This window comes from Pseudomonas sp. microsymbiont 2, from assembly GCF_054788395.1.
In genome coordinates this window covers 5,403,887-5,428,687 of the sequence record NZ_CM139112.1, presented here as the reverse complement: position 1 = coordinate 5,428,687, position 24,801 = coordinate 5,403,887, and the positions used below count along the sequence as shown (strand labels likewise).

The 24,801-nt window shown below is 63.0% G+C and carries 16 protein-coding genes and 1 pseudogene; 11 read left to right on the top strand and 6 right to left on the bottom strand.

The features are described 5' to 3' along the window. Positions 1 to 232: 232 nt before the first annotated feature. Positions 233 to 736, bottom strand: a complete 504-nt coding sequence (locus ACYUME_RS24375) for a chorismate mutase (RefSeq protein ID WP_460417294.1) — start codon at positions 734 to 736, stop codon at positions 233 to 235. Between the two features lie 188 nt (positions 737 to 924). Further along, positions 925 to 2,331: a glutamate--ammonia ligase gene (gene glnA / locus ACYUME_RS24370; RefSeq protein WP_279880223.1), complete on the bottom strand. Its 1,407-nt coding sequence runs from the start codon at positions 2,329 to 2,331 to the stop codon at positions 925 to 927. A 489-nt stretch (positions 2,332 to 2,820) separates the two neighbouring features. On the opposite strand from glnA, the gene thiI reads away from it, so the two are divergent. The 3 genes from thiI to ACYUME_RS24355 all read left to right on the top strand — a co-directional run bounded on the left by thiI (position 2,821) and on the right by ACYUME_RS24355 (position 11,975). Then, entirely contained in the window at positions 2,821 to 4,275 is a 1,455-nt protein-coding gene (gene thiI, locus ACYUME_RS24365; RefSeq protein WP_460417292.1) for a tRNA uracil 4-sulfurtransferase ThiI, read from the top strand. Between the two features lie 127 nt (positions 4,276 to 4,402). Continuing rightward, positions 4,403 to 6,223, top strand: a complete 1,821-nt coding sequence (typA, locus tag ACYUME_RS24360; RefSeq protein ID WP_027921032.1) for a translational GTPase TypA — start codon at positions 4,403 to 4,405, stop codon at positions 6,221 to 6,223. Positions 6,224 to 6,398: 175 nt separating this feature from the next. Further along, on the top strand, positions 6,399 to 11,975 hold the full coding sequence (locus ACYUME_RS24355) for an NEL-type E3 ubiquitin ligase domain-containing protein (protein WP_460417289.1): 5,577 nt from the start codon (positions 6,399 to 6,401) through the stop codon (positions 11,973 to 11,975). A gap of 27 nt (positions 11,976 to 12,002) precedes the next feature. Here the strand turns inward: ACYUME_RS24355 and ACYUME_RS24350 are convergent, their stop codons facing one another. Then, on the bottom strand, positions 12,003 to 12,407 hold the full coding sequence (locus ACYUME_RS24350) for a YkgJ family cysteine cluster protein (protein ID WP_460417287.1): 405 nt from the start codon (positions 12,405 to 12,407) through the stop codon (positions 12,003 to 12,005). Positions 12,408 to 12,605: 198 nt separating this feature from the next. On the opposite strand from ACYUME_RS24350, the gene ACYUME_RS24345 reads away from it, so the two are divergent. The 3 genes from ACYUME_RS24345 to ACYUME_RS24335 all read left to right on the top strand — a co-directional run bounded on the left by ACYUME_RS24345 (position 12,606) and on the right by ACYUME_RS24335 (position 16,915). Continuing rightward, entirely contained in the window at positions 12,606 to 15,071 is a 2,466-nt protein-coding gene (locus ACYUME_RS24345; RefSeq protein WP_279880216.1) for a glycogen/starch/alpha-glucan phosphorylase, read from the top strand. Between the two features lie 233 nt (positions 15,072 to 15,304). After that, positions 15,305 to 16,315 (top strand): class 1 fructose-bisphosphatase, encoded by a 1,011-nt coding sequence (locus ACYUME_RS24340; protein WP_050707287.1) that lies wholly within the window; start codon positions 15,305 to 15,307, stop codon positions 16,313 to 16,315. Between the two features lie 3 nt (positions 16,316 to 16,318). After that, positions 16,319 to 16,915 carry a DUF924 family protein gene (locus ACYUME_RS24335; RefSeq protein ID WP_279880212.1) on the top strand — a complete coding sequence of 199 codons (597 nt, stop codon included), beginning with the start codon at positions 16,319 to 16,321 and terminating at the stop codon, positions 16,913 to 16,915. Between the two features lie 122 nt (positions 16,916 to 17,037). Here ACYUME_RS24335 and ACYUME_RS24330 read toward each other — a convergent pair whose 3' ends face one another. Both ACYUME_RS24330 and ACYUME_RS24325 read right to left on the bottom strand, forming a co-directional pair. Beyond that, on the bottom strand, positions 17,038 to 17,763 hold the full coding sequence (locus ACYUME_RS24330) for a methyl-accepting chemotaxis protein (RefSeq protein WP_460419445.1): 726 nt from the start codon (positions 17,761 to 17,763) through the stop codon (positions 17,038 to 17,040). A 177-nt stretch (positions 17,764 to 17,940) separates the two neighbouring features. After that, positions 17,941 to 18,930: pseudogene (locus ACYUME_RS24325) on the bottom strand (cache domain-containing protein); the annotation flags it as partial. A gap of 223 nt (positions 18,931 to 19,153) precedes the next feature. Here ACYUME_RS24325 and bamE point away from each other — a divergent pair. Then, entirely contained in the window at positions 19,154 to 19,408 is a 255-nt protein-coding gene (bamE, locus tag ACYUME_RS24320) for an outer membrane protein assembly factor BamE domain-containing protein (protein ID WP_028688397.1), read from the top strand. Further along, positions 19,405 to 19,977, top strand: a complete 573-nt coding sequence (locus ACYUME_RS24315; protein WP_279880205.1) for a lipocalin family protein — start codon at positions 19,405 to 19,407, stop codon at positions 19,975 to 19,977. Before bamE ends, ACYUME_RS24315 begins: the two co-directional genes overlap by 4 nt. A 148-nt stretch (positions 19,978 to 20,125) precedes the next feature. On the opposite strand, the gene ACYUME_RS24310 is transcribed toward ACYUME_RS24315, so the two are convergent. Next, positions 20,126 to 21,490: a formimidoylglutamate deiminase gene (locus tag ACYUME_RS24310; RefSeq protein WP_460417284.1), complete on the bottom strand. Its 1,365-nt coding sequence runs from the start codon at positions 21,488 to 21,490 to the stop codon at positions 20,126 to 20,128. Positions 21,491 to 21,634: 144 nt separating this feature from the next. Here ACYUME_RS24310 and hutC point away from each other — a divergent pair, with 144 nt between their 5' ends. From hutC to hutU, 3 genes are all read left to right on the top strand, one after another. Further along, positions 21,635 to 22,345: a histidine utilization repressor gene (gene hutC / locus ACYUME_RS24305; RefSeq protein WP_279880364.1), complete on the top strand. Its 711-nt coding sequence runs from the start codon at positions 21,635 to 21,637 to the stop codon at positions 22,343 to 22,345. Then, positions 22,342 to 22,914, top strand: coding sequence for a HutD/Ves family protein (locus ACYUME_RS24300; RefSeq protein ID WP_460417282.1), 573 nt, complete (start codon positions 22,342 to 22,344; stop codon positions 22,912 to 22,914). Before hutC ends, ACYUME_RS24300 begins: the two co-directional genes overlap by 4 nt. Before the next feature lie 199 nt (positions 22,915 to 23,113). After that, the gene (gene hutU / locus ACYUME_RS24295; protein WP_166885829.1) at positions 23,114 to 24,787 is read left to right on the top strand and encodes a urocanate hydratase; all 1,674 of its coding nucleotides are present in this window, start codon (positions 23,114 to 23,116) and stop codon (positions 24,785 to 24,787) included. Positions 24,788 to 24,801 lie beyond the last annotated feature (14 nt).

Genomic DNA, 24,801 nt, shown 5'->3' with positions numbered 1-24,801 from the left:
GCACATTGGCGCTCCCGGGGCTGGCCGGGAGCGCGCACGGATGACGTGCTGGATGCAGTGAAAATGCAAGAACCAAACCAAGGCTCCGAAAAGAAGCGGAATTTGCCGATAAAGCCCTGGGTTTGCGCGAATTCGGGCCAGAAAGCCCTGGTTTATCGATTCTTGTGAACCAAATTGGGGTGCATGATGGGGCGCGCTGCTTCAACATGCACCAATATGGAGCATAGGGCGATCAGGGCGTTTTGCACAGCTGGCCGCTGGCGCGGACCAGGGCAAGATGGCGGCCAGGATCGTCCGTGCGCTGCTGCAGGGCATCGGCGAGGCGCTCACTGCACGCAGTGGATGGTGCCTGGTCGAAGCGGGCGAGGGCGGCGAGCAGTTGGCCTTGCAGGCGGTCCAGTTCGGGGCGTACGTCGCTGCCCAGGTCGCGCCGGGGAAGGTTGGGCGCCTGCCGCGCGAGGTGCCAGGTATCCAGCAGGTGATACTGGAGCAGTTTGTTCGCCTCCATCTGGTCGGCGAAGAAGGCTTCGGCCCTAGCGGGTGCCAGGTGATGGGCGGGAGCGGCCTGGCGCACGCTGGCCAGCACCTGGGCTTCGCGCGCGCTGGCCTGCACCGGCTGGCGCTGGTCCCACTTGTGCAGGGCGACTGCTTCGGCAAGGTCCAGGCGCTGCTCGAGGGTGTCGAGCAGCTGCTCGAGTGCCGGATCGGGCGATGTTGGGGAGGCACAGCCGGACAAGGCCAGGCTGCAAGTCAGACAAGGGCGGTACGCATGGCGATCTCCTGGATTGAATGGAGACCTGAGTCTCAGCAAACGAGCGAAGTCGGCCATAGGTTTAGTCCGATTCTGCGAGCGTGAAAATGAAAACGGCCTCCCGAGGGAGGCCGTTTCACAGCGATGCCGGTGACGCCAAGGCGTCGCCTACATCACACGCTGTAGTACAGGTCGTATTCCAGCGGGTGAACGAAGGTGCGGACCTTGATCTCTTCTTCGGACTTCAGCTCGATGTAGGCATCGATGAAGTCGTCGGAGAACACGCCGCCCTTGGTCAGGAACGCACGGCCCTTGTCCAGCTCTTCCAGGGCTTCCTTCAGGCTGCCGCAAACCTGTGGAATCTCTTTCGCCTCTTCAGGCGGCAGGTCGTACAGGTTCTTGTCGGCGGCATCGCCTGGGTGGATCTTGTTCTGGATACCGTCCAGGCCAGCCATCAGCAGGGCGGCGAAGCACAGGTACGGGTTGGCGGCCGGGTCCGGGAAGCGCGCTTCGATACGGCGGGCTTTCGGGCTGGACACGTACGGGATACGGATCGAGGCGGAACGGTTGCGGGCCGAGTAGGCCAGCATGACCGGGGCTTCGAAGCCAGGCACCAGACGCTTGTAGGAGTTGGTGGCCGGGTTGGTGAAGCCGTTCAGGGCCTTGCCGTGCTTGATGATGCCGCCGATGAAGTACAGGGCGGTGTCGGACAGGCCGGCATAGCCTTCGCCGGAGAAGGTGTTCTTGCCGTCCTTGGAGATCGACATGTGCACGTGCATGCCCGAGCCGTTGTCGCCGTACAGCGGCTTCGGCATGAAGGTAGCGGTCTTGCCGTAGGCGTCGGCCACGTTGTGCACGCAGTACTTCAGGGTCTGGACTTCGTCAGCCTTGGTCACCAGGGTGTTGAAGCGCACGCCGATCTCGTTCTGGCCGGCGGTGGCCACTTCGTGGTGGTGAACTTCGACGACCAGGCCCATCTCTTCCATGGCGTTGCACATGGCAGTACGGATTTCGTGGTCGTGGTCGCACGGCGGAACCGGGAAGTAGCCGCCCTTGACGGCTGGACGGTGGCCCTTGTTGCCGCCGTCGACGTCCTGGTCGGTCATCCACGAGCCTTGCTCGGAGTAGATCTTGAACATCGAGCCGGAGATGTCCGACTTGAACTTGACCTGGTCGAAGATGAAGAACTCTGGCTCCGGGCCCACCAGCACGGTGTCGCCGATGCCGGTGGACTTCAGGAACTCTTCGGCGCGCTTGGCGATCGCGCGCGGGTCGCGGTCGTAGCCTTGCATGGTGGACGGCTCGATCACGTCGCAGACCAGGATCAGGGTCGGCTCTTCGGTGAACGGGTCCAGCACGGCGGAGGAATCGTCCGGCAGCAGGATCATGTCGGAGGCTTCGATGCCTTTCCAGCCTTCGATCGACGAGCCGTCGAACATCTTGCCGGCTTCGAAGAAGTCCTCATCCAGCGCATCGCGAGCCGGCATGGTGACGTGGTGCTGCTTGCCCTTGGTGTCCGTGAAACGCAGATCAATCCACTTGACGTCATGATCTTTGATGAGTTGAACCGACTTCGACATGTTGTCCTCCGGATGGTCTAGGGCGCGGTGGGCCGCTGCCCTGGAAAAAGGGTGTTGCCGGGCGCGGATAGTCGGCCAAGCTTACCTGCCTCACAAGGGAGCAAATTGCATGCCAGTGCCCGAAAATGGCGAGGTCGGGATAAAAGGGGGCGTTGGCAGGCATTTGCGAGGTGGCGGGGTGGAAAGAATGCACCGTTAAAAGGCGCTTTTTGAATGCATGGCACTATTTTGGTGCGCCACTGAGGCGTTGTGCTTCTTTCGGGGGCCCTTTCGCGGGCAAGCCCGCTCCCACAGGATCTCCACTGGCTTCGATGATTGTGCGATCCCTGGGAGGCGGGCTTGCCCGCGAAAGGGCCGGTACAGGCGCTGCACAAGCCCCTGGCGCATTCATTGCAAAGCTTCTGATCAAAAGTTGCTCAAACCTTGAGCGATTTCCGCTATAATTCGCGCCCCCTATTTTTGGCAGGCCCTGCGCGCGCTGTTAAACCAATGAAACTTATCGTCAAAGTCTTCCCGGAAATCACCATCAAGAGCCGGCCGGTGCGCAAGCGCTTCATCCGCCAGCTCGGCAAGAACATCCGCAACGTGCTCAAGGACCTCGATCCTGAGCTCGCGGTCGATGGTGTCTGGGACAATCTCGAGGTGGTCACCCGCGTCGAGGACGAAAAGGTCCAGCGCGAGATGATCGAGCGCCTCACCTGCACCCCGGGTATCACCCACTTCCTGCAGGTCGAGGAATACCCGCTGGGCGACTTCGACGACATCGTCGCCAAGTGCAAGCACCACTTCGGCCACCTGCTGGCCGGCAAGCACTTCGCCGTGCGCTGCAAGCGCGGCGGCCACCACGACTTCACCTCGATGGACGTCGACCGCTACGTCGGCAGTCAGTTGCGCCAGCAGTGCGGCGCCGCCGGCATCGAGCTGAAGAAGCCCGAAGTGCTGGTGCGCATCGAGATCCGCGACCAGCGCCTGTACGTGATCCACAACCAGCACAACGGCATCGGCGGCTACCCGCTGGGCGCCCTGGAGCAGACCCTGGTGCTGATGTCCGGTGGCTTCGACTCCACCGTGGCCGCCTACCAGATGATGCGCCGCGGCCTGATGACGCACTTCTGCTTCTTCAACCTCGGTGGCCGTGCCCACGAGCTGGGCGTGATGGAAGTCGCCCACTACCTGTGGAAAAAGTACGGCAGCAGCCAGCGCGTGCTGTTCATCAGCGTGCCGTTCGAGGAAGTGGTCGGCGAAATTCTCAACAAGGTCGACAACAGCTACATGGGCGTGACCCTCAAGCGCATGATGCTGCGCGGTGCCGCACACATGGCCGACCGCCTGCAGATCGACGCGCTGGTCACCGGCGAGGCGATCTCGCAAGTGTCCAGCCAGACCCTGCCGAACCTGTCGATCATCGATTCGGCCACCGACAAGCTGGTGCTGCGCCCGCTGCTTGCCAGCCACAAGCAGGACATCATCGACCAGGCCACCGAAATCGGCACCGCCGACTTCGCCAAGCACATGCCCGAGTACTGCGGCGTGATCTCGGTGAACCCGACCACCCATGCCAAGCGTCATCGCATGGAGCACGAAGAGAAGCAGTTCGACATGGCGGTGCTGGAGCGCGCCCTGGAGCGCGCCAAGTTCATCTCCATCGACCATGTGATCGACGAGCTGGGCAAGGATGTCGAAATCGAAGAGGTGGCCGAGGCCCTGCCGGGCCAGATCGTCATCGATATCCGCCACCCCGACGCCCAGGAAGATGAACCCCTGGTGATCGAGGGCATCGAAGTCCAGGCCCTGCCGTTCTACGCGATCAACAGCAAGTTCAAGCACCTGGATGCCAACCGCCAGTACCTGCTGTATTGCGACAAGGGTGTGATGAGCCGTCTGCACGCACACCACCTGCTCAGTGAGGGACATGCCAATGTGCGTGTTTATCGTCCGACATAAGACGCCAGGGCTGTATGGCGGCAGCATCCGCCATCGCCCTCCCGACCACCGGGCCCGCTGAGCCGCAAACCGTACACATTGGCCGCCTACACTGGCGGCAACCGAATCCTCTGATCGAGATACAGTTGTGATCGAAAATCTGCGTAACATCGCCATCATCGCCCACGTTGACCATGGTAAAACCACCCTGGTCGACAAACTCCTGCGCCAGTCCGGCACCCTGGAGCGTAACGAGCTCAACGACGAGCGCGTCATGGACTCCAACGACCAGGAAAAAGAGCGCGGCATTACCATTCTGGCGAAAAACACCGCCATCAACTGGAACGGCTACCACATCAACATCGTCGACACCCCCGGCCACGCCGACTTCGGTGGCGAGGTCGAGCGTGTAATGTCGATGGTCGACTCGGTGCTGCTGCTGGTCGACGCCCAGGACGGCCCGATGCCGCAAACCCGCTTCGTGACCAAGAAGGCCTTCGAAGCCGGCCTGAAGCCGATCGTCGTGATCAACAAGGTCGACCGTCCGGGCGCGCGTCCTGACTGGGTTCTGGACCAGATCTTCGACCTGTTCGACAACCTCGGCGCCACCGACGAACAGCTGGACTTCAAAGTCGTCTACGCCTCGGCCCTGAACGGCATCGCCGGTCTGGACCACACCGCCATGGGCGAAGACATGACCGCGCTGTACCAGTCGATCGTCGACAACGTACCGGCACCGGACGTCGACCGTGACGGTTCGTTCCAGATGCAGATCTCGGCACTGGACTACAACAGCTTCCTCGGCGTTATCGGTGTTGGCCGCATCGCCCGTGGTCGCGTCAAGCCGAACACCCCGGTCGTCGCCATCGACACCAACGGCAAGAAGCGTAACGGCCGTATTCTGAAGCTGATGGGTCACCACGGCCTGCACCGCGTCGACGTCGAGGAAGCCCAGGCTGGCGACATCGTCTGCATCAGCGGCTTCGACGAGCTGTTCATTTCCGACACCCTGTGCGCCCCGGACGCGGTAGAAGCGATGAAGCCGCTGACCGTCGACGAGCCAACCGTTTCGATGACCTTCCAGGTCAACGACTCGCCGTTCTGCGGCAAGGAAGGCAAGTTCGTCACCAGCCGCAACATCAAGGACCGCCTGGACAAAGAGCTGCTGTACAACGTTGCCCTGCGCGTTCAGGAAACCGATTCCCCTGACAAGTTCAAGGTATCGGGCCGTGGCGAGCTGCACCTGTCGGTACTGATCGAAACCATGCGTCGCGAAGGCTTCGAGATGGCCGTAGGCCGTCCAGAAGTGATCATCCGCGAAGTCGACGGCGTCAAGCAGGAGCCGTTCGAGAACGTCACCATCGACATCCCTGAAGAATCCCAGGGCAAGGTCATGGAAGAGATGGGTCTGCGTAAAGGCGACCTGACCAACATGGTTCCGGATGGCAAGGGCCGTGTTCGCCTGGAATACAACATTCCAGCCCGTGGTCTGATCGGTTTCCGTAACCAGTTCCTGACCCTGACCAACGGTGCAGGCATCCTGACCTCGATCTTCGATCGCTACGACACCATGAAGTCGGGCCAGATGTCCGGCCGTCTGAACGGTGTCCTGGTTTCGGTCGAGACCGGCAAGGCCCTGACCTACTCGCTGGAAACCCTGCAGGCTCGCGGCAAGCTGTTCGTTGAGCACGGCCAGGAGATCTACAACGGTCAGATCATCGGTCTGAACAGCCGTGACAACGACCTGGGCGTGAACCCGACCAAAGGCAAGAAGCTCGACAACATGCGTGCTTCGGGCAAGGACGAAGTCATCGCCCTGGTTCCGCCGGTTCGCCACACCCTCGAACAGGCCCTGGAATTCATCCAGGACGACGAGCTGTGCGAAGTGACGCCGAAGTCGATCCGTCTGCGCAAGAAGATCCTCGACGAAGGCGAGCGTACCCGCGCTGCCAAGAAAGCCAAGAACTGAGACATTAGTTCAGGCTGAATGAAAACGCCCCCGGTCGAAAGGCCGGGGGCGTTTTCTTTGTGCGAGCACCAAGCCTCGGCCCAAGGGCGAACAGGCTGGTCGCATAGAACATGCTAACGCTTGCCGACGGTGAGTGACCCCTAGCATCGAGCGTTCCATTCAAGGAGCCTCGCCCATGACCTCTCCCTCATCTGTTTCCGATGAAGCCGCGCCTGCCAAGCACGATAGATTTGCTCGCCAGCGTGTGATCGAAAGCAAACTGCCCGCCTGGATATCGACGGCGAAGCCTGCAGATCATCAGGATCTGCGCAAAGCGATCAAGTCTCCCCCATCCTGGTTCTTGCAAGCGCGTCTGCTGCACCCGCAAGTCGCTCGCACGCTTGCCGATGACTACGCTGCGTATCGGCAGTGCGAAGCCGATCTGGCCGCATTGCTTGCACCGCTGCCAGACCTGGACGCGTTCGCCTCGAAAATCCTGACTCCGGCCTTCAAGAAGCGCTTCGGCCTCGATCTGGATATGTCGAAGACCTATCTGGTGAATCCCCGCAAGGCCGTGGAGTACAAGCTGAGCTTCGATCGAGATCCGCTCACCGATGCCCAGCGCGCATTGAAATTGGCCACCCAATCACTGCTGCGTTGCGCCATGCAGAATTTCGAGGCATCGGAAGCGCAGCCTGGCGGCATGGACGCTGACTCGATGCAGGCTGTCATTCTCGACAGTGATGCGTTCGTCCTCACCCGCGCGACAGGGAACAGGCTGCCCGTCGTGGCTGATCAGTTCGCGGCCTTGTCGCGGGAGCTGGACATCGGTGGCCAGTACCAGGCGTTGATCGACGCGACCTGGCAATCCGCGCCTGCGCAGCTGCTCAGCGACAGTGAGCGTTATGCCTTCAGGGTTCATGCTCACCTTGCGTACATGCGCGAAAAACTTAGTGAGTCCATGTACGAGGCGTTGCTGGAGCTATCGCTCAACAACGAGGCCAGCTATCAGGGCAGCCGCTTGCAGTGCAACTTCATTACGCTGTGGAAGCGCCAGCTCACCGGTGCCTTGATCATCGGTGTTCCTCCTTACAGGGGGCGGCTGGTGTGCTATTTGCCTGGCGCCTCCACGCCTTTGGTGGAGTACCCGTCGATCGATGCACTGATCGCAGAGCTGCCACGGCAACTGCTGGATCTCAAGGTGAGTAGCTTGCAGCGCTTGCTGCCGGCTCGCTATGAAGAAGAACTCATGGCTAAGCTGCAGCAGCGGTTGATTCCCATGAAATGGGATCCGGAGGCGAAGTTTTACCGGGTGCAGCCTGACCCGGCAGCGGAAATACCCTTGGGGGTGCACTACTTCGGGTTACCGTTCCTCGATGAGCTGGTGGCCAACAAAAAAGCCCGCCTTAAGGATGATGCAGCGTTTCATGCTGTTTCCACCGCATCCGAAGATGAGATGACTGCGCAAAAGCGCAAGGCTTACTTCATTCAGACGGCCTTCCAAGTGCTCAATGTCGCGGCGTTTTTCGTGCCGGGGCTGGGGCCGGTCATGATGGGCGTGACCGCTTTGCAGATCGGTTTCGAAGTTTTTGACGGCCTGGAAAGTTGGGCCAACGATGACCGTGAGCAGGCACTGGGCTATCTGGTGGATGTGATGGAGAACGTGGCGTTGTTCGCTGCCCTGGGCGTGGCGGGAGCCGGCGCCGGTACCCCCGCGGTGGAAAGAGCCCCGGTAGAGACCCCCTCGTTCATCGAAGAGCTCAAGCCTGTGGAAATGCCCGATGGCAAAACCCGCTTCTGGTACCCCGATCTAGCCCCCTTTGCCCACGATGTAATCTTGCCCGCCGACTTGAAACCAGATGAGTTCGGGCTTTATCACTATCAAGGCAAGACCTGGCTTGCGCTTGAAGACAAGGTCTACTCGGTCAGCCCAACAGGGTCTGGCGGCCAGTATCGGCTCGAACACCCCAGCGATGCTGATCGTTATCCTCCGATCGCCCGCCATAACGGTGCCGGTACCTGGCAACATGAGCTGGATCAACCTCTCGAATGGCAGGGGCACATGCTGGTTCGGCGTGTGGGTCTGAATACAGCTCGAATCGATGCTAGCACCGCGCAGCGCGTGCTATGGGTCAGCGGTACCTCGGAAACCGTCCTGCGGGGCATGTACAGCGATAACCTGCGTCCCCCTGCGTTGTTCGAAGACACCCTTGAGCGCTTCAGGCTCGATGAGCAGGTGGTCAGCGAACTGCCCTCGGCCAATGCCGCAACGCGAGCTGCTGCATTCGAAACTCGCTATCAGGCGCTTCACGCCAACCCACAAGGCCCTGCCAGGGCTATTCGCGCTGCCTATCCCAGTCTCCCCGGCAGCATCGCCGAGGAGCTTGCTCGCAACGTCAATGCGGACGAACTGCTGCAATTGCAAGCCGGCAAAGTCCCTTTGCGCCTTTCGCAAGAAATTCGCATCTATCAGCAACACTTGCGCCTGCAACGGGCATACGAAGGGCTTTACCTGGAGTCGGTGCGCAACCCCGATACCGATACGCTGATCCTGCACAGCATCGAGCGCCTGCCTGGCTGGTCTTCCGAGGTGCGCATCGAGTTGCGCGACAGGTGGTTCGGAGGCAGGTTGCTCGATAGCATCGGCGTCGAAGATGCCGGCATTCGCAAAGTACTGGTTCGCCAGGGCGATGGCTTCGAGGCGTTCGACAGTGATGGGCTGCATCTGCACGGGCGCGACAGCCTGTACGCGGCAGTGCTGCATGCCTTGCCCGATGCTCCCCGCGCAAACCTGGGGTTCCCTGGCTCCTGGGAAGGGGAGCGACTCAAGGCCAAGCTTCAGGGGGGGCCGCTGTTGCCGCGATCCGCGCTGCGAGAGCTGCTGAAGATGCAACCCCGCCATCCTGCCGGGCGTTCTCCCATGCGCCTCGCCGATGGTCGTGTGGGTTATCCCTTGAGCGGCAGAGGTGTAACCAACGAGTACATCGTCAGGGAGACGCTGCTCGACATGATCCGCTTGGTCGGGTTGCCACGTCGAGTGGAGTCCGCTGAACAGTTGCTCGGTGAACTGGAAGCCGCTGGCTTTAATCGTCAGCAGATCCATGCCCGACTTTGCGAACTGCTCACGGAGCGCACGACCTTGAGCGCTCGGCTAGACGCCTGGGGCGATGAATCCAGCGCGATTGTCGATCTCGACCGGCGTGCCGCTAGTCGAGGACGTATTCTTGAGGCGATCTGGCAACACTGGTCCGACACCCACCTACCAGAACTTGGACGTTCCGATACGACACTACGCCTGGAACAGGTCTTTCTGATCGACTTTCCTTCAGGGCTGCCCGATTTCTTCCTGTCGCGTGTTCAAGGCCTGCAGCTCATAGACGTGGAAATCAGCGGGCTTGCGGCCAGCTTCGATCAGGCGTTAGCGGACCCGCGTACCCTCGGCGACTTCTACCAAGGGTTTACGCAACTGACCTCACTGGACCTCAGCCAAGGCCGCTCGGTCTTGAGTTCACGAGAGCTTGCGGTCTTGACGCTTTCTCGAATCGACCAGCATTTGCCAAGGCTTCGAGTGTTGAGCCTGCGCAATCAAGGCATTACCTTCACTTCAATCGAAGCGGACCGGCTACGTCGCCTGAGCAACCTCGAGCATCTCGACCTGAGTGGCAACCGCCTCGGTGTACCCACAGGGCAAGACTTGATGCATGGACTGTCGTTGCGCTTTCTGGGGCTCGACCGCATGGGCCTGGGTGGGTGGCCAATCTGGCTCGACGAGCAGGTACTGTCATCCCTGCAGAGCCTATCAATGCGTGACAACTATCTGCAGTCCGTGCCTGACGCTCTGATCAGCGATGCTCGAAGAACCCCTCCTCAAACGATGGTTTCGCTACAAGGGAATCCGATCCAATCACGCTACCTCATGCAGGTCATGCTTCGCGATAACCCGGCCGACGCGCGGTTTGTCTTCGAAGTCGATGTGTCCCCCTCGACCCGGAGCCTCTTCGATGAAAGCCGGCGCCTTCACAGCGAGCTGCGGCGGCTCCTCGACAATTGGCAACAGGCGCCGAGTACCTCCGGCACCAGCCGTGCCAGGGCACAGATCAGTGATACGCTGCTCGCCCATCTGCACACCATGCAGATGGGCGAGCGGCGTGCTCCTTTGTCTATCGAGGCGATTGATCTGGCTGACTTTCCTTCCAATCTGCCTGAGCGCTACTTGACTCAAATTCAAGACCTGCATCTGGTCCGCATCAGCGCCAGCGCCGAGCAACTGAATACCTTCCTCGGCCGGTTTCAGGAGCTGGACACGCTGACCCTGGAGGGCTTTACCCTGCCATCGCAGGTGCTGCCCGAGGCACTGGTGGCACTCCCTGAGTTGCAGCAATTGAACCTGTATGACATCGGCCTGCAGGTGAACCAGCAAACGGTCGCCGCCTTGGCTCGCATGCCGAGGCTGCAATCGCTGGCGCTGGACGGCAATCGCATCGGCGTGATCACCGATGCTTCCCGGCTATCCGGGCGCCTGCAGTCGCTTTCATTGATCAATACCGGGCTTGAAGCATGGCCCGCCTGGGTGGAAGTCCTGTTCCCCCTCGAAACACTGGGTCTGGACAACAACCGGATCATCGACTTGCCCGAGCGTATCCTCTACAACCCTCGCAATCCGGAAGGGCAGACGGAGATCTCCCTGCTGGGCAATCCGCTGAGCGAGCACACCATGCAGCAAGCTCACGCCTCCGAACGTTATGAACGCTCTTACACCTTCAACATGGACCTGCCGGATTCGATCGCCAACGACGAGTCGCGGGACAGGCATGCTTCAGATACAGAGTCAGAGGCCGGCTCCGAGGCTAGCTCCGAGGCTGGCTCCGAGAGCGGTTCGCAGAGCGAAGGGCATATCCATAGTCCGCCGACTGCCTTCGCGCAAGGCATCCCTGACATCGAACCGTGGTTGTTGGGCGGTGGCGAGGAGAACGCGGCCCACCGCACCACCTGGCAGACACTGCTGGCGGCCGATGATGCTCCGGATTTGCTGGGGCTCGTCGGACGCCTGACCGAGGCCGCGTCCTATCGAACCAGCAGCACCCGTGCAGCTTTTGCGACCAGGGTCTGGCAGGTGCTGGAGATCGCCGCTGCCAGCATGGAGCAGCGGCAATTGTTCAACGTGATCGCCCAGGAAGCGGCAGGTACTTGCGCGGACGGTGCCTGGTTGCTGCTCAATCAGATGGAGATTCGTGTCTTCACCGATCAGGCAGTACGAGACGCCCCCGCACTTTCGCGCGGTTCGGCGCTCTACCGACTGACCGTGCGGTTGTACCGCTTGCAAGAGCTGGACGACATTGCGCGTGCAAATGCAGGGTCGAGGGATGAGGCGGAAGTCCGTCTGGCCTACCGTCTGCACTGGGCGCAAGAGCTGGACCTGCCACTGCCACCAAGCAGCATGCTGTTCCGCAGCTTTGCCAACCTGCGTCGGGGCGAGCTGGATGAAGTCTTGGCCCAGGTACAGCGTGGCGAGCATGGCGACCCATTCATTGATTACGCCGTCAGTCGTGACTATTGGGTCGATTACTTGAAAGAAGTCCACGCTGACCGCTTCGCGGCCTTGGAGCAGGATTATCGGCGGCGCGTGCTGGCAATCCCCGACGAACATCCCAGGCAAACGATCGAGCAGCTGCAGCCGATCTACGATCGCCTGCAGGTCGAGTACGGCGAGCAAGTGCTGCGTCTGATTCGCGAACTCACCATTACAGAGGGGCACGCGCACCTGCCAGGTTAGAGCCGTCAGGTTCAGGGGCCGTGGGGCTTAGCGCCCTGCGGCCTTTGGCTTGTATGCGCAATATCCAGGCCGTGGCCCGACCTTGGGATGATTGCGGCAGGTATCCGGGCGCTTGTCATAAATGGTGCACAGCCGGCTCTTGCGGTCCAGATAGAGGCAGTCGTCGTTGCTCATCCGGGTCAGGGTGAAGATCCCCGACTTCTGGTTGAAGCGTTCGATGATGCCGTCCTTTTGCAGGCGTTTGGCGATGTTCTTCGGCGGCTCGTCCTTCTCGAACTCGTCCACCACGCCGATGCGGATCAGATCCTTGATCTTCACCTCCACCGGCAGGGTGCAGCAGGTCGAGTGGCAGCCACCGCACATATGGCTGGCATAGCGCTGCCAGGTCTCCAGGCGGTCGACTTCGGCGGCGGCGATCAGGGTCGGTTTCATGGTTGCGGTTTTATTCTTGCAAGGGAAATCACGGTTTTGGGGCGCGCGATCATACCGGAGTTGTTCAAATTGTGAACAACCTTTTGCCGGTTCGGCGAGCGGTTGGTGAAAACCGCGAACCGTCGCTGTCGCTCCGTGTCAGAGCGTCTAGGCTGAACAATCTCCCTGCGCTTTCGCCCATTTGCCCGAGGATGCCTCATGTCCCAGGAAACCGAAGCCCGTGACGAAAAGGACCATAGTGCAGAGGTGGCGGCCTTTCGTGCCGCCGTGCTGGCCAAGCTGACCTACGCGGTCGGCAAGGACCCGGAACACGCCTTCGACCACGACTGGTTCGAGGCCATCGCCCTGGCCGCCCGCGACCATATGGTCGATCATTGGATGGATCACACCCGCCAGGCCTATCGGCGCAGCCAGAAGCGCGTCTACTACCTCTCCCTCGAGTTCCTCATCGGCCGTCTGCTGTACGACAGCCTGAGCAACCTGGGTTATCTGGAGATCGCGCGCGAGGCGCTGCAAGGGCTGGACGTTGACCTGGAGCGCATTCGCCTGCTGGAGCCCGACGCGGCACTGGGCAATGGCGGCCTGGGACGCCTGGCAGCGTGCTTCATGGAGAGCATGTCGACCCTGGGCATTGCCGCCCACGGCTACGGCATCCGCTACGAGCATGGCTTGTTCCGCCAGGCCGTGGTCGATGGCTGGCAGCAGGAACAGACCGAGAACTGGCTGGACTTCGGCAACCCCTGGGAGTTCGAGCGTGCCGAGGTGATCTACCCGATCAGTTTCGGCGGCAGCGTCGAGACCGTGCATGAAAGCAATGGCCAGCAGCGCCAGGTCTGGTGGCCGGGCGAAACGGTGCGGGCGGTGGCCTACGACACGCCGGTGGTCGGCTGGCGCGGCGCCAGCGTCAACACCCTGCGCCTGTGGCGGGCTCGGGCGCTGGAGGAGTTGCACCTGGAACGCTTCAATGCCGGCGACCACCTGGGCGCGGTGGCCGAGGTGGCCCGCGCCGAGAGTATCTCGCGGGTGCTGTACCCGGCCGACAGCACCGAGGCCGGCCAGGAGCTGCGCCTGCGCCAGGAGTACTTCTTCGTCTCCGCCTCGCTGCAGGACCTGCTGCGCCGTCACCTGAACATGCACAAGGACCTGCTCAACCTGCCGGACGCCGCGGCCATCCAGCTCAACGACACCCACCCGTCGATCGCCGTGGCCGAACTGATGCGCCTGTTGGTGGACCAGCACGAAATCCCCTGGGACAAAGCCTGGGAGCTGACCGTCGGGACCTTGGCCTACACCAACCACACCCTGCTGCCCGAGGCCCTGGAAACCTGGCCGGTGGCGCTGATGGAGCGCATGCTGCCCCGGCACATGCAGATCATCTACCTGATCAATGCCTACCATATCGATGCCTTGCGCGCCAAAGGCCTGCACGACTTCGACGTGCTGCGCGCGGTGTCGCTGATCGAAGAGGACAACGGCCGCCGGGTGCGCATGGGCAACCTGGCGTTCCTCGGCTCGCACAGCGTCAACGGCGTGTCGGCGCTGCACAGCAAACTGATGAAGAGCACGGTGTTCGCTGAGCTGCACAAGCTCTACCCGCAGCGCATCAACAACAAGACCAACGGCATCACCTTCCGCCGCTGGCTGTACCAGTCCAACCCGCAACTCACGGCGATGTTGATCGAGGCGTTGGGGCCGGAGGTGCTGGACGACCCGGAAGGCAAGCTCAAGGGCCTGGCGCCCTTCGCCGACAAGGCCACCTTCCGCAAGCAGTTCGCCGCTCAGCGCCTGCACAGCAAGCGTGCCCTGGCCAGCATCATCCAGGACCGCCTGGGCGTGACGGTCAACCCGGAGGCGCTGTTCGATGTCCAGGTCAAGCGCATCCACGAGTACAAGCGCCAGCTGCTCAACCTGCTGCACACCGTGGCGCTGTACCAGGCCATGCGCAACGACCCCGGCACCAACTGGGTGCCGCGGGTGAAGATCTTCGCCGGCAAGGCGGCGGCCAGCTACCACCAGGCCAAGCTGATCATCAAATTGGCCAACGACATCGCCCGGGTGGTCAACAACGACCCGACCGTGCGCGGCCTGCTCAAGGTGGTGTTCCTGCCCAACTACAACGTCAGCCTGGCCGAGAGCATCATCCCGGCGGCGGATCTGTCCGAGCAGATCTCCACCGCTGGCTACGAGGCGTCCGGTACCAGCAACATGAAGTTCGGCCTCAATGGCGCGCTGACCATCGGCACCCTGGATGGCGCCAATGTCGAGATGTGCGAGCAGGTGGGCGCCGAGAACATGTTCATCTTCGGCCTGACCGCCCAGCAGGTGGAGGCGCGCAAGCGCAGCGGCGATTTCGGCGCCGCCGCGGCGATCGCCGCCTCTCATCGCCTGGGTGATGTGCTGCAGGCGATCCGCAGCGGGGTGTTCTCGTCGGACGACCCGGCGCGCTATGCCGGGTTGGTGGATGGCTTGATCGCCTATGATCGCTTTCTGGTATGCGCCGACTTCGATGCCTACTGGGATGCCCAGCGGCGGGTCGAGGAACTGTGGCATTCACCGCAGGACTGGTGGCGCATGGCGGTGCTCAACACCGCGCGGATGGGCTGGTTCTCGTCGGACCGGACCATTCGCGAGTATGCGACCGAGATCTGGAAGGCGTTGGATTGATGTGAGGCCATTCGCGGGCAAGCCCGCTCCCACAGGATCACCACAGTGCTCGAAACCTGTGGGAGCGGGCTTGCCCGCGAATGGAGCCACAACCGACCATCGGCCTGGCGCGGGCTGAACTACCGACCTAATGTGCCGTCTGACAGCCCAGGCAAGTCTCTTTGCTCGCTAGCCCGCAACTCTCCCTGTAAACTGCGGGGGTTTTTCTCCCCCTTTCCACTTCGGAGCCATACATGTCCCGCGTTACCCTGAGTCGCTATCTGATTGAGCAGACCCGCAGCAACAACACCCCTGCCGATCTGCGCTTCCTGATCGAAGTGGTGGCGCGTGCGTGCAAGGAGATCAGCCACCACGTGTCCAAGGGTGCCCTCGGCGGCGTGCTGGGCAGCATGGGCACCGAAAACGTGCAGGGCGAAGTGCAGAAGAAGCTCGACGTGATCTCCAACGACATCCTGCTCGAGGCCAACGAGTGGGGCGGCCACCTGGCCGGCATGGCCTCCGAGGAAATGGACAACGCCTACCAGATCCCGGGCAAGTACCCTAAAGGCGCCTACCTGCTGGTCTTCGACCCGCTGGACGGTTCGTCGAACATCGACGTCAACGTGTCGGTCGGCACCATCTTCTCGGTACTGCGTTGCCCTAACCAGTACCTGAGCCAGAACGAAAGCCTTAACGAGAATGCCTTCCTGCAGCCAGGCACCGAGCAGGTCGCCGCCGGTTACGCCATCTACGGCCCGCAGACCATGCTGATCCTGACCCTGGGCAACGGCGTCAAGGGCTTCACCCTGGACCGCGAGCTGGGCAGCTTCGTCCTGACCCACGAAAACATCCGCGTACCGGAAACCACCGCCGAGTTCGCCATCAACATGTCCAACCAGCGTCACTGGGAAGCCCCGGTACAGCGCTACGTGGGCGAGCTGCTGGCCGGCGAGACCGGTCCGCTGAAGAAGAACTACAACATGCGCTGGATCGCCTCGATGGTGGCCGACGTGCACCGCATCCTGACCCGTGGCGGTCTGTTCATGTACCCGCGCGATGCCCGCGAGCCGAGCAAACCGGGCAAGCTGCGCCTGATGTACGAAGCCAACCCGATGTCGTTCATCATCGAACAGGCCGGTGGCGCTTCCACCAACGGTTACGAGCGCATCCTCGATATCAAGCCGGAGAGCCTGCACCAGCGCGTGTCGGTGATTCTCGGCTCGAAGGAAGAGGTCGAGCGCGTCACCGCCTACCACAAGGAGTAAGTCATGCTGGCACCTTGGCAGCCGTTGCTGGAGTGGTGGTTCGGTTGGGGCTCCAGTCCCCAGGCCGTGGCTGACGAGAAGAGCACGCTGTGGTTCGGCAAGCACCATGATGCCGATGCCCAGGCGCTGTTCGGCGATCTCACCGAGCAGGCCCTGGCGGGCGGGCTCGACGAGTGGCAGCAGAGTCCGCAGGGCTGGCTGGGTTTGCTGATCTTGCTGGACCAGATGCCACGCATGATCCATCGCGACACGCCGCGCGCCTTCGAAGGCGATCGGCGGGCCCAGGTGGTGGCCATGCAGGGCCTGCAGAAAGGCTGGGACTACCAGCTGCTGCCGATCCAGCGGGTATTCGTGCTGCTGGTGCTGGAGCATGCCGAGGTGCTGGACTGGCAGAACCTGTGCGTCGAGCGTTATCAGGCGTTGCTGGACGAGCAGCCGGAAGCCAATCGCCGCTTGTTCGAAGGTTTCCTCGACTATGCCGAGCAGCACCAGCGGGTGATTGCCCGCTTCGGGCGCTTCCCGCACCGCAACCTGGTGCTGGAGCGGCCGAGTACCAGCGAGGAGATGGATTTCTTGCTGGAGCCTGGGTCCCGCTTCTGAATAGCCGGGCCTGCTGCGCAGGCCTTTCGCGACCCAAGGCCGCTCCTACAGGGAATCGCATCCCCCTGTAGGAGCGGCCTTGTGTCGCGATGGGCCGCAAAGCGGCCCCCAGGGCCTTCGAATCAGATCCTGAAACTCCCCACCAGATGCTTCAACCGCTCGACCTGATGCTCCAGGTCGCTGCAGGCACGCAAGGTGCTCTGCAGGTTGTGCACCCCTTCCTGATTCAGCGTGTTGATCTCGGTGATGTCGACATTGATCGACTCGACCACGGCCGTCTGCTCCTCGGTGGCGGTGGCCACCGACTGGTTCATGCCGTCGATCTCGCCGATACGCTGGGTGACGCTGCCCAGGCGCTCGCCGGCCTGGTTGGCGATGCCTACGCTGCGGTCGCTGTGCTGCTGGCTCTGGTTCATGGTGCTGACCGCCACCTGGGCGCCGGCCTGCAGTTCCTCGATCAGGCGCTGCACCTGTTGCGCCGAGTCCTGGGTACGGTGGGCCAGGTTGCGCACCTCGTCCGCCACAACCGCGAAGCCGCGGCCAGCCTCACCGGCGCGGGCGGCCTCGATGGCGGCGTTGAGCGCCAGCAGGTTGGTCTGCTGCGAGATGCCGCTGATCACATCGAGGATCTGGCCGATGTTCGCCGTGTGGTTGTTCAGCGTCTCGATATTGCCGCTGGCGTCACTGATGCGTGCCGACAGCTGGTTCATCACCTCGATGGTCTCGCCGACCACCTGCTGGCCTTCTTCGGCCAGGCCACGGGCGGCGCTGGAGTGCTGCGAGGCGAGGGCGGCGTTCTGGGCGATTTCCTGGGCGGCGGCGCCCAGCTGGTTGATCGCCGCGGCCACGCTGCTGGTACGACTCGACTGCTGGTCAGCGTTGTGGATCGAGGCATTGGAGGCGCTCACCACCTGGCTGGCCACGGCATTCACCTGGCCGGTGGCCGAGGCCACCTCGCGGATCGACTCGTGGATGCGCTCGACGAAGCGGTTGAACGACTGCGCCAGGCTGCCGAATTCGTCCTGGGCGTGAATGTTCAGGCGGCGGGTCAGGTCGCCTTCGCCCTCAGCGATGTCACGCATGGCGCGGCCCATCACGTGCAGCGGCTCCATCAGCACGCGGATCAACAGGCCGAGCAGGGCGATGATCACCACCACCGCGATCAACGTCGCCACCACCGCCGAGCTGCGCAATTCGCCGAGCATGGCGAAGGCCGCATCCTGGTCCAGCACCAGCGCCACGTACCAGTCCGCCGATGGCACACCGTCGACATGGGTGAAGCTGATGAACTGCCGGCGACCCTCGATCTCGACTTCTTTCAGGCCGCTGCCGATGCGCAGGTCGTTGCCGGGGTAGACATCGGCCAGGGTCTTGAGCGCCAGCTCGCCCTTGGGATGGATGAGCACCTTGCCTTCACCGTTGACGATGAACGCGTGCCCGTGGCCGCCGAAGTCCAGGGTGTTGATCAGGTTGCTGATGGTCTGCAGGTCGGTGTCGACGCCGCTCACGCCGATCAGGCGCCCACCCTGCTGTACCGGGGTGGCCAGGGTGATCACCAGCTTGCCGGCCGAGACCGAGATGTATGGCTCGGTGACGATCGTCTGGCCTGCCGCGCTGGCCGCCTTGTACCAGCCGCGCACGCGCGGGTCGTAGTCGGCGGCGCGGTTGCCCAGCGGCACCGACTGCATGCTGCCGTCCTGGCCGCCGAAGTAGGTGAGGATGAAGTTGCCGCTGTACACCGGCAACGCCAGGATGCGCTCGAGGCTGCCCTTGGTCGGTCCGTCGACGGCGATCTGTTGGGCCACCGAGTTCACCAGCTGGATACGGCTGTCGAGCCAGGTGCGGATGTTGCCCGCGGTCAGGTTGCCCAGTGACTGCAATGTCGATTCGGTGTCGCTGCGCAGCGACTGGCGCTGTCGGTAGTCGTTGAACAGGACGAAGCAGGTAAAGGCGACGGCCACCACCAAAGCGGCGGCCAGCAGGATCTTGTGGCTGAACTTGAGGTTCTTGGTCATTTTTTTGAAGTCTGCGCACGGGCACTAAGAAGGGGCGGGTGCGGCAAAAGGCCACGCCACCGTTCTATGTCGTCACGCCGGGATAAAACATTAATCGTTTGCGCGCCAGCCGACCAACGGAGCACTACTAAACCTGGGGGGGCAGGGAACCGAGGAGCCATTTTCCCTTCTAAGCTCCCTGCAGGTTCTCGTCCCTGCGTATCCACCTCCAGGAGTGTCCTTCATGTCGTTGCGTTCCCTCGCCCTGTTGTCCTTGTGCGTCGTCCTGACCGCCTGCAGCAAGATCAACCAGGAAAACTATTCCAAGCTCAAGGCCGGCATGAACAAGGCCGAGGTCGAGCAACTGCTGGGCTCGCCCAAGGAGTGTTCCGGCGCGCTGGGCATGAGCAGCTGCACCTGGGGTGACGAGAAGAGCTTCATCAGCGTGCAGTACGCCGCGGACAAGGTCCTGATGTATTCCGGGCAGGGCCTCAAATGAGGCGTCTGCACCTGCTGCTGGGCGTGTGCCTGGTGATGCTGCTGGGTGGCTGCGCCACCTCGGCCACCGACCCGCTGGCGCCGAAGACCGCGGGTGCGGTCGACCTCAAGCGTTACCAGGGCAAATGGTTCGAGCTGGCGCGCCTGCCGATGAAGTACCAGGACGGCTGCGCCCAGTCCGAGGCCCATTACAACCTCAAGCCCGATGGCACGGTCGGCGTGCTCAATCGCTGCCGCACCCTGGGCGACGAGTGGCTGCGCGCCGAAGGCCATGCCACGCAGCAGGAGGCCGGGCACACCGACAAGCTGTGGGTGGAGTTCGACAACTGGTTCACCCGCCTGGTGCCGGGGGTGGCCAAGGGCGACTACTGGATCCTGTTCGTCGACGAGCGCTACCGCACGGCGATCGTCGGCAGTCCGGACCGCAAGTACCTGTGGATTCTGTCGCGCTCGCCTTCGCTGCCGGCCTGGGAGCGCGAGAGCCTGCTGGCCAAGGCTCGGCAGCAGGGATATGACACCAATCGGCTGATCTGGCGCACGCCCGACAGAGAGATCGTCGCCCGGCATTGAGCAGCAGGCTGACTCGTCCCCTGTAGGAGCGGCCTTGTGTCGCGAAAGGGCCGCAGAGCGGCCCCGGCGATATGTGCATTGACATTGAAACCCTGGGGGCGCTTCGCACCCCTTTCGCGACACAAGGCCGCTCCTACAGAGCCGGCGTTCAGGCTAGAAGCTGGCGCAATACCTCGACAAACGCCACCGCGCTTTCCTCTTCCTGGCCATGCCGCCCCTGGCGCACCACCCAGCGTCCGTCGACCATCACATCGCGCACCTGGCGATCGCCGCCCGCGAACAGCCAGCGGTTGAGGATGGCATCGCCGTCGGCCACGGCCAGGTATGGATCCTGCCCATCGAGCACCAGCCAGTCCGCGCGCTTGCCCACGGCCAATTCGCCGATCGGCTGCCCCAGCGCCTGGGCGCCACCTGCCAGCGCGGCGTCGTAGAGGGTGCGGCCAACCATCGGCTGGTCGCCGCGATACAACCGGTTGCGCCGTTGGTCGCGCAAGCGCTGTCCATACTCCAGCCAGCGCAGCTCCTCGACCACGCTGAGCGACACATGGCTGTCCGAGCCAATGCCCATGCGCCCGCCCTGGGCCAGGTAGTCCACTGCCGGGAAGATTCCGTCGCCCAGGTTCGCCTCGGTGGTCAGGCACAATCCGGCCACCGCGCCGCTGCGGGCCATGGCGGTGACTTCGTCGGCTTCGGCGTGGGTGGCGTGGACCAGGCACCAGCGCTGATCGACATCGACGTGTTCGTACAGCCACTGCAGCGGACGGCGGCCGCTCCAGGCCAGGCAGTCATCGACTTCCTTCTGCTGCTCGGCAATGTGGATATGCACTGGGCAGGCCGCATCGCCGGCGCCCAGCACATCGGCGATCTGGCCCGGCGTCACCGCACGCAGGGAATGGAAGCATAGTCCCAGCGCCTGCGCCGGTTGTTGCGCCAGCAAGGGGGCAAGCTGCTGTTGCAGGCGCAAGTACTGCTCGGTGGAGTTGATGAAGCGTCGCTGTCCGTCGTTGGGGGCCTGGCCGCCGAAGCCGGAATGGCTGTACAGCACCGGCAGCAGGGTCAGGCCGATGCCGCTGGCACCGGCGGCGGCGCTGATGCGGCGCGACAGCTCGGCAGGGTCGGCGTAGGCCTGGCCGTTCTGGTCATGGTGCACGTAATGGAACTCGGCCACCGAGGTGTAGCCAGCCTTGAGCATCTCGATGTACAGCTGACGGGCGATTACCTGCAATTGCTCCGGGGTGATCCGGCCGACCAGGCGGTACATCAGCTCGCGCCAGGTCCAGAAGCTGTCGTTGGGGTTGCCGGCCACTTCCGCCAGCCCCGCCATGGCCCGCTGGAACGCGTGCGAATGCAGGTTGGGCATGCCTGGCAGCAATGGCCCGGCCAGGCGCTCGGCGCCGGCGGCGCTGGCATCGGCCTCGATCGAGGCCAGTCGGCCGTCGGCGGCGACCTCCAGGCGGACATTGCGGGCCCAGCCCGAGGGCAGCAGGGCGCGTTCGGCGAAATAGGCGGACATCGGTGAAATCCTGTTATTGTTAACTTGTATATACATATACAGCCGTTTGCCTGCCGGGTAAACTCCGGCAAGCTACCGTTCACGCCAACCGTACAAGGATTCAACGCCGTGCCGACACCTCCTGTCTCCGCGCTGGTTGCCCAGATGGGCGAAGGGCCGGCGCCGCTCTACGCCCGGGTGAAACAGATGATCATCCAGCAGATCGAGAGCGGCAACTGGCCGCCTCATCACCGGGTGCCTTCGGAGAGCGAGCTGGTCAGCGAGCTGGGCTTCAGCCGCATGACCATCAACCGCGCCTTGCGCGAACTGACCGCCGAAGGCCTGCTGGTGCGCATGCAGGGCGTTGGCACCTTCGTCGCCGAACCCAAGAGCCGCTCGGCGTTGTTCGAGGTCAACAACATCGCCGACGAGATCGCCGGCCGTGGCCACCAGCATAGCTGCCAGGTGATCACCCTGGCCGAAGAGGCGGCTGGCTCCGAGCGCGCCCTGGCCCTGGACATGCGCGAAGGCCAGCGGGTGTTCCACTCGCTGATCGTGCATTACGAGAACGGCGTGCCGGTGCAGATCGAGGACCGCTACGTCAACGCCGCCATCGCCCCGGATTACCTCAAGCAGGATTTCACCCGGCAGACGCCCTACGCCTACCTGTCGCAGGTCGCGCCGCTCACCGAGGGCGAGCACGTGGTCGAGGCCATCCTCGCCGAGCCTGAAGAATGCACGCTGTTGCAGATCGAGCGGGGCGAGCCGTGCCTGCTGATCCGCCGTCGCACCTGGTCGGGCCGCCAACCGGTAACCGCCGCGCGCCTGATCCACCCCGGTTCCCGTCATCGCTTGGAAGGAAGGTTCAGCAAATGACCCGGTTGCAGCTGTTGCGCGCCCAGGATTACCCGCGCATGCCCTGGAAGAACGGTGGTGGTTTCACCGAAGAGATTACCCGTGACGCAGGCGACAGCCTGGACGGTTTCGGCTGGCGCCTGTCGATTGCCGATATCGAGGAGTCTGGTGGTTTTTCCACCTTTGCCGGTTATCAGCGGATTATCACCGTGTTGCAGGGCGACGGCATGCGGTTGCTGGTCGATGGCCAGGCCAGTCGGCCACTGCTGCCGTTCGATGCGTTCGCCTTCAGTGGTGAAAGCCAGGTCAGCTGCAAGCTGTTGGGCGGGGCGATCCGCGATTTCAACCTGATCTATGCGCCGCAGCGGTATCGGGCGCGGTTGCAGTGGTTCGATGGCGGCAACCGGGTGTTCAGTTCGGCGGCGACGCTGTTGCTGTTTGCCGCCAGCACTCATGTCGAGGTGGGGCTGGCCGGGGAGGAGACGCAGCAGCTTGGGCGGTATGACTGCCTGCGGATCGATGGCAACGAGGGGTTGCTGGAGCTGGATGTACAGGGGCGGTTCTGCCTGATCGAGCTGATTTCGCGCTGATCCAACTGTAACAAGATCGCGGGGCAAGCCCGCTCCCACGACCAGCGAGCGTTGGCGTGGGAGCGGGCTTGCCCCGCGATGCTTTTCGGAGGAGCGGTCCGGTTTTTTGGTTGCCTATGCTTGTACATACAAGTAAAGGTGTGTTTGTATAGTCGCCACGACACACACATGCCGTCGGACGACCGCAGAGGACATCCCCGTGACTGACAACAACAAATACCGTGACGTAGAAATCCGTGCCCCGCGTGGCAACAAGCTGACCGCCAAGAGCTGGCTGACCGAAGCCCCCCTGCGCATGCTGATGAACAATCTCGACCCGCAGGTCGCCGAAAACCCGAAAGAGCTGGTGGTGTACGGCGGCATCGGCCGCGCCGCGCGCAACTGGGAGTGCTACGACAAGATCGTCGAGACCCTGACCCGCCTGGAGGACGACGAAACCCTGCTGGTGCAGTCGGGCAAGCCGGTCGGCGTGTTCAAGACCCACAGCAACGCCCCACGCGTGCTGATCGCCAACTCCAACCTGGTGCCGCACTGGGCCAACTGGGAACACTTCAACGAACTGGACGCCAAGGGCCTGGCCATGTACGGCCAGATGACCGCCGGCAGCTGGATCTACATCGGCAGCCAGGGCATCGTCCAGGGCACCTACGAAACCTTCGTCGAGGCCGGCCGCCAGCACTACAACGGCAGCCTGAAAGGCAAGTGGGTACTGACCGCGGGCCTAGGCGGCATGGGCGGCGCCCAGCCACTGGCCGCCACCCTGGCCGGTGCCTGCTCGCTGAACATCGAGTGCCAGCAGAGCCGCATCGATTTCCGCCTGGAAACCCGTTACGTCGATGAGCAGGCCAAGGACCTGGACGATGCCCTGGCGCGCATCGCCAAGTACACCGCCGAAGGCAAGGCCATCTCCATCGCCCTGCATGGCAACGCCGCCGAGATCCTGCCGGAGCTGGTCAAGCGTGGCGTACGCCCGGACATGGTCACCGACCAGACCAGCGCCCACGACCCGCTCAACGGCTACCTGCCCGCCGGCTGGACCTGGGAGCAGTACCGCGACCGCGCCCAGACCGACCCGGCTGCCGTGGTGAAAGCCGCCAAGCAGTCGATGGCCGTGCATGTCCAGGCGATGCTCGACTTCCAGAAGCAAGGCATCCCGACCTTCGACTACGGCAACAACATTCGCCAGATGGCCAAGGAAGAGGGCGTGGCCAACGCGTTCGACTTCCCGGGCTTCGTGCCGGCCTACATTCGTCCGCTGTTCTGCCGCGGCGTCGGTCCGTTCCGCTGGGCCGCGCTGTCCGGCGACGCCGAGGACATCTACAAGACCGACGCCAAGGTCAAGGAACTTATCCCGGACGACGCCCACCTGCATCGCTGGCTGGACATGGCCCGCGAGCGCATCAGCTTCCAGGGCCTGCCGGCACGTATCTGCTGGGTCGGCCTGGGCCTGCGCGCCAAGCTCGGCCTGGCCTTCAACGAAATGGTGCGCAGCGGCGAGCTGTCGGCGCCGGTCGTCATCGGCCGTGACCACCTGGACTCGGGTTCGGTGTCCAGCCCCAACCGCGAGACCGAAGCCATGCGCGACGGCTCCGACGCGGTCTCCGACTGGCCGCTGCTCAATGCCCTGCTCAACACCGCGGGCGGCGCCACCTGGGTTTCGCTGCACCACGGCGGTGGCGTGGGCATGGGCTTCTCCCAGCATTCGGGCATGGTCATCGTCTGCGATGGCACCGACGAGGCCGCCGCGCGTATCGCCCGCGTGCTGACCAACGACCCGGGGACCGGCGTCATGCGCCACGCCGATGCCGGCTACCAGATCGCCATCGACTGCGCCAAGGAGCAGGGCTTGGACCTGCCGATGATCACCGGCTGATCGCCGCGCTTTGG